The following is a 5,182-nucleotide window of genomic DNA, read 5'->3' as shown; positions in this document are numbered from 1 at the left end:
GATCAATGGAGCGTTTCCTTGGTATATTAATCGAAAACTTTGCTGGACATATGCCACTTTGGCTTGCTCCTGAACAAATTGTTGTTGCAACAATTACATCCGAAGCAAATGAATATGCCCAAAAAATAACAGCAAAACTTAAAGCTACTGGGCTTTCCGCAACAATAGATCTCCGCAATGAAAAAATTAACTATAAAATACGAGAACATTCTTTACAAAAAGTCCCCGTAATTTTGGTATGTGGCAAACGTGAAGCTGAAACAAATAGCGTAAATATGCGCCGCTTAGGAAGTACAAATCAAACCCTTTTATCTGTAGAAGATGTAATTAAACAACTCTCAAATGAGGCAACACCTCCAGATTTGCAACGCGTAATAAATGCGTAATATCACAGAAAATTGTAATACGTTAATTTTTTACTATAAATCTTCAGTTTTTGTACAAAATGAAATAATTTGATATTGTAGTGTGTTTTTGTTTCATGCACAATGACCTATCATCAGAAAGAATAACGGCTCTTTCTCTACAAGGTAGATTGGTGAAAAAATTGAATGTAAGCTATGAGCTTGTTTAAATGAAAAAATCATAGCCAATTGAATATTAATAATAACATTAATCTTTTACCTTTATAATGAAAAGATTCTGCTATTATCATGGATAGATCATTACAATAATGATAGCAATATCAAGCAAGAAAACTGGAAACAAGATTATATTTATTAATAAAAAATATGTAAAATTACCTAAACAATGATATGTCTTATTCATAAGATAAGCCCTTATAAAAAAGACAAGATATTGATTTATAATCATAATATATCGTTATTCATATTAAATAAAGCTTTGAATATCATAGGATTCTCTTATTTTAAATATGTTTATGTTGAATCTATCAAAATCATTTGCTTGCACCAAACAAGCGGAATAAATGTGTGGATAAAAATTATTGAGAAAGGACTTTTAAAATGCCTACAATGAACCGCCTAAAGTGCTAAGGATCGTTGCAATCATTGAGGACAGACTATAACTATAATGATGATGCCGACTTGCTCCTTCATAAATGTAAAAATAGCGACATTCAGCAGAGTTTACCATTATATCATTCACGAAGAATCATGGCAAAATAAGCTTAAGAAACATCTCTTTAAAACAAGCACATGAATCGGTAAGCCAACGGCATTCTACATCCCGCAATCTACACTGATGAGATATTGCCTTAATTTTTATAAAGCTAAATCAAAGAAAAATGGCAAAACTCAGCGTTTATTCTTTTTCCTCTTCATATTTTACCAAATTAAAAACTCTTATAAAAAACTCGTTAAATATACACATACGGTACATGACCTCTCGTTGAACGTATTAAATTCTGAGCACATCCATAAAACGTCTAAATATCTACGAAACACATATAAAATAAAAAATATTATTATTATCGTGCTCTATCAAGAACACGCTTACATTCAATGAGTTCAAACAAAATTTCTTGTAACAATGCTTTATCAGTTTTGTCTTTGTAAAGATTCAAAGAACCGACAGATGTTTCTCCCTCATTCCTCATGAAGCTCAAAAGCCCAAAAGAAGATTTTTTAGGCTTATTGCTTGCATTTTCAGAAGTTTGTCCTGCATGTTTCTTCTCTATGACCACATTCATAGCATCAAGATCACCATTACCCAATGCAGTCACAAAAGCAACACCATTTTCTTTCAAAAGGCGTTGCACACCTTTTATCGTATAACCCTGATCATATAGTAACTGCTTAATACCATTGAGCAAATCAACATCGACCGGACGATAATAGCGCCTTCCTCCCCCACGTTTCATTGGTTTAATCTGCCTAAAACGTGTTTCCCAAAATCTTAAGACATGCTGCGGAAGCTCCAATAACTCCGCTACTTCGCTAATTGTGCGAAAAGCATCAGAGCTTTTATCCATTTCGTAACACCTTATTTAAAACAAAATAAATTACTTTACAATGACTCATTCTGTTTCAATTTCTCAACAAAATTAGTCAAAAATAAGACCATCATTGACACCTTACTCACCAGTCTTTTTCTAAAAAACAAAGACTTTTATTTTATACATTTCTTTAACAAATACCAAACATACCATGGCATTTATTTATGAGATATCATTTTTTCTGTTTTGCACGATGCGAATCTAAAATTCTCTGTTTAAGAACATTGGCAGCCTTAAACGTCACAACACGTCGCGGCGGAATAGGTGCTTCAACACCTGTTTTTGGATTGCGTCCAACACGTTCATTTTTACTGCGAACCTGAAAAGTTGCAAAAGAAGATAATTTAACCGCTTCACCTCTTACAAGTGAGTTGCAAATCTCATCCAAAACCAATTCGACTAAAGCTGCTGATTCAGTATGTGACAAGCCCACTCTTTTACAAACTACGCTCGCTAAATCTGCACGCGTTACTGTCTTACTTGTCATTATAACCACCTATTAAAATATTAAAAATTACAAAATGACTTATACGTTTTCTTAAAATATGGTCAAGTAGCCATAATTTACCAACGAATAAGAATTGCTCCCCATGTAAATCCACCTCCCATGGCTTCTAACATGATAAGATCTCCTTCTTTTATTTTTCCATCGCAAACAGCTGTTGTTAAAGCCAACGGAACTGATGCAGCAGACGTATTACCATGTTGATCAACGGTAATCACAACTTTATCTAGTGAAATTCCCAGCTTTTTAGCAGATGCTTCAATAATGCGCTTATTAGCCTGATGAGGTACAAACCAATCTAGTTGTGAAGAATCCATACCTGCAGCTGCAAAACAATCATCAACCACATCCGTTATCATACCAACAGCATATTTAAAGACTTCTCGTCCTTCCATACGCAAATAGCCTGTCGTTTGTGTTGTTGAAGGTCCACCATCAACATATAGCTTATCTATATAAGCACCATTAGAGCGCAATTTCGCAGACAATATACCACGCTCAAAAGCAATATCCCCCTCAGTTTCTTGTGCTTCCAAAATAACAGCACCAGCACCATCACCAAACAAAACACATGTCGTACGATCTTCCCAATCTAAAATTCGAGAAAATGTATCGGATCCAATAACTAAAATTCTTTTAGCCCCCCCACACCGTAAATAAGAATCTCCTGTTGTTAAAGCAAAAATAAAACCAGAGCAAACAGCTTGAATATCAAAAGCAAATCCATGACTCATTCCCAAAGCATGCTGAATTTCAACAGCAGAAGCAGGAAAAGTACGATTCGGGGTGGACGTTGCTAAAATAATACAATCGATGTCTCTTATTGTTAAACCAGCATTTGTAAGTGCTGCTTGCGCAGCCTCAACTCCTAAAGAAACAGTTGTTTCATTTTCACTGGCAATATAACGTTGGCGTATTCCTGTGCGCTGAACAATCCATGAATCTGACGTTTCAACAAACTTTGCAATCTCATCATTTGATAAACTTCTTTTCGGCAAAGCACTTCCTACACCCCGTATAATTGACCGAATCATTCAGCTCTTACCTTTTCTTCAAATTTTTTATTTCTATTATAAGAGCTTATCATAAGGACTCTCCATTCATCACTGCTTCATCTTCTTGGTCAAAAAGTGTTTCTTTATTTTCATGAAATCGCCGTAAATCAGCCGTTATTTTTTGTAAAAGTCCGTTATTAACCATCTCATAACCAACGCGGATAGCAGAAGCAAAGCCATTAGCATTAGCACTGCCATGACTTTTTATAACAACACCATTCAAACCTAAAAGCACTCCTCCATTCACCCTATCAGGATCCATTTTATGTTTCAGTATACGAAAAGCACCCCGCGATAAAAAATAACCAAGAGATGTTAAAAAAGAACTGCGCATTGCAGAGTTTAAAATCTCTCCTATCTGTCGCGCGGTTCCTTCTGCGGTTTTTAAAGCAATATTACCAGAAAACCCCTCTGTTACAACAACATCGACTGTTCCTTTTCCAATGTCATTGCCCTCAACAAATCCTTTATATTCCAATCCTTCTAATTGCACTTCACGCAATATCATTCCTGCTTTTTTTATTTCATAAAGTCCTTTAACCTCTTCCACCCCCACATTTAAAAGCCCAACACTTGGTCTTTCAGTGTGATATAAAGCGCGAAACATACCTGCTCCCATAACCGCCAAATCAACCAACTGACTAGCAGAGGCACCAATTGTTGCTCCAATATCTAAAACAATACTCTCACTGCGCAGTGTTGGCCAGATACCCGCAATACCAGGACGTTCAGCCTCTGCAAGCATTTTCAAACAAAAATAAGACATGGCCATGAGTGCACCCGTATTACCAGCAGAAATGCAAGCATCAGCTTCACCATTTTTTACCGCTTCAATGGCGTACCACATTGATGATTTACCACGTCCGTTACGAAGTGCTTGGCTTGGCTTTTCATCCATGCGTGTATAACTTTCTGTCGGGCAAAAGCGCGATACAGAATCCAAACAGGGATATTTTTTTAAAACCGGACAAACAGTCTCCTCTACCCCATAAAATAGAAAATAAATATTTGATAAATATTTTTGTACAATTGCTGCTCCTGCAATAGCTGCTTCTGGACCGTAATCACCGCCCATGACATCCACAGAAATTCTAATCACGCTTGCATATCCCACATCTTTTCATTTACATCTTTAAATACATATTATGATTTTTGGCTCCTGAATACTCACACAGAATATCTTGCGAAAATCGCTCCGCAGAAAATACCGTTTAGCATACAATAGATATTTTTTATATTTTTTTACAATCACTTCCAATTTTTCAAAACAGAAAATGGAGAGAATTTTCGCTCTGCTTCTTCTAAATTTTCAACCATATTCATCTTTATCCCTTCTTTACGTGGATAATGATTAATAGACAACTCAAAAAACTCTTCCATGATTGCGCCAATATCAATTTTATCATCATAAAACACTTCAGGAGTATCAAGCCCCTCTACATCTAAAAACAATTCCCCTGTATCCTCTGATATTTTGGGCTTCATCAAATTTGAATCTTCAGGAACAAAAACAACCTCAATATTTTCACAAAGGATATTTTCTAATGGTTCTAATGTAACAACACATAACTGTAGTATACGCGCTTGCAACAGACCTTTTATACGCACTCCGCGTTTTTTCCACGGGAAAATATGAAATTTTCCCTCACAAGATTTTACTTCAAT

At 35.6% G+C, this 5,182-nt stretch carries 6 protein-coding genes; 1 reads left to right on the top strand and 5 read right to left on the bottom strand.

Annotated elements, in window-relative coordinates:
* The coding region (locus tag ACFIO3_RS08615) for a His/Gly/Thr/Pro-type tRNA ligase C-terminal domain-containing protein (protein WP_375704320.1) at positions 1-386 on the top strand (386 nt) is incomplete at its 5' end.
* A 1,043-nt stretch (positions 387-1,429) separates the two neighbouring features.
* Here ACFIO3_RS08615 and ACFIO3_RS08610 read toward each other — a convergent pair.
* From ACFIO3_RS08610 to ACFIO3_RS08590, 5 genes are all read right to left on the bottom strand, one after another.
* The gene (locus tag ACFIO3_RS08610) at positions 1,430-1,933 is read right to left on the bottom strand and encodes a MerR family transcriptional regulator (RefSeq protein WP_375615271.1); all 504 of its coding nucleotides are present in this window, start codon (positions 1,931-1,933) and stop codon (positions 1,430-1,432) included.
* 196 nt (positions 1,934-2,129) lie between these two features.
* Entirely contained in the window at positions 2,130-2,444 is a 315-nt protein-coding gene (locus ACFIO3_RS08605) for an integration host factor subunit alpha (protein ID WP_273791377.1), read from the bottom strand.
* Positions 2,445-2,521: 77 nt separating this feature from the next.
* Positions 2,522-3,496 carry a beta-ketoacyl-ACP synthase III gene (locus ACFIO3_RS08600; protein WP_375615270.1) on the bottom strand — a complete coding sequence of 325 codons (975 nt, stop codon included), beginning with the start codon at positions 3,494-3,496 and terminating at the stop codon, positions 2,522-2,524.
* Between the two features lie 49 nt (positions 3,497-3,545).
* Positions 3,546-4,616, bottom strand: coding sequence for a phosphate acyltransferase PlsX (gene plsX, locus ACFIO3_RS08595; RefSeq protein ID WP_375607114.1), 1,071 nt, complete (start codon positions 4,614-4,616; stop codon positions 3,546-3,548).
* Between the two features lie 149 nt (positions 4,617-4,765).
* Positions 4,766-5,182, bottom strand: a 417-nt coding sequence (locus ACFIO3_RS08590; RefSeq protein WP_375704319.1) for a DUF177 domain-containing protein, incomplete at its 5' end; no start/stop codon positions are given.

The sequence above is a fragment of the Bartonella sp. AD328YNZD genome, from assembly GCF_042196425.1.
Note: the sequence above shows the minus strand (reverse complement) of the source record. Positions and strands in the feature narration are given on the sequence as shown.

Bases quoted from the DNA above. Each gene is read 5' to 3' on its own strand.
- ACFIO3_RS08610 (WP_375615271.1), bottom strand. From the start codon at position 1,933: ATGGATAAAAGCTCTGATGCTTTTCGCACAATTAGCGAAGTAGCGGAG.
- ACFIO3_RS08605 (WP_273791377.1), bottom strand. From the start codon at position 2,444: ATGACAAGTAAGACAGTAACGCGTGCAGATTTAGCGAGCGTAGTTTGT.
- ACFIO3_RS08600 (WP_375615270.1), bottom strand. From the start codon at position 3,496: ATGATTCGGTCAATTATACGGGGTGTAGGAAGTGCTTTGCCGAAAAGA.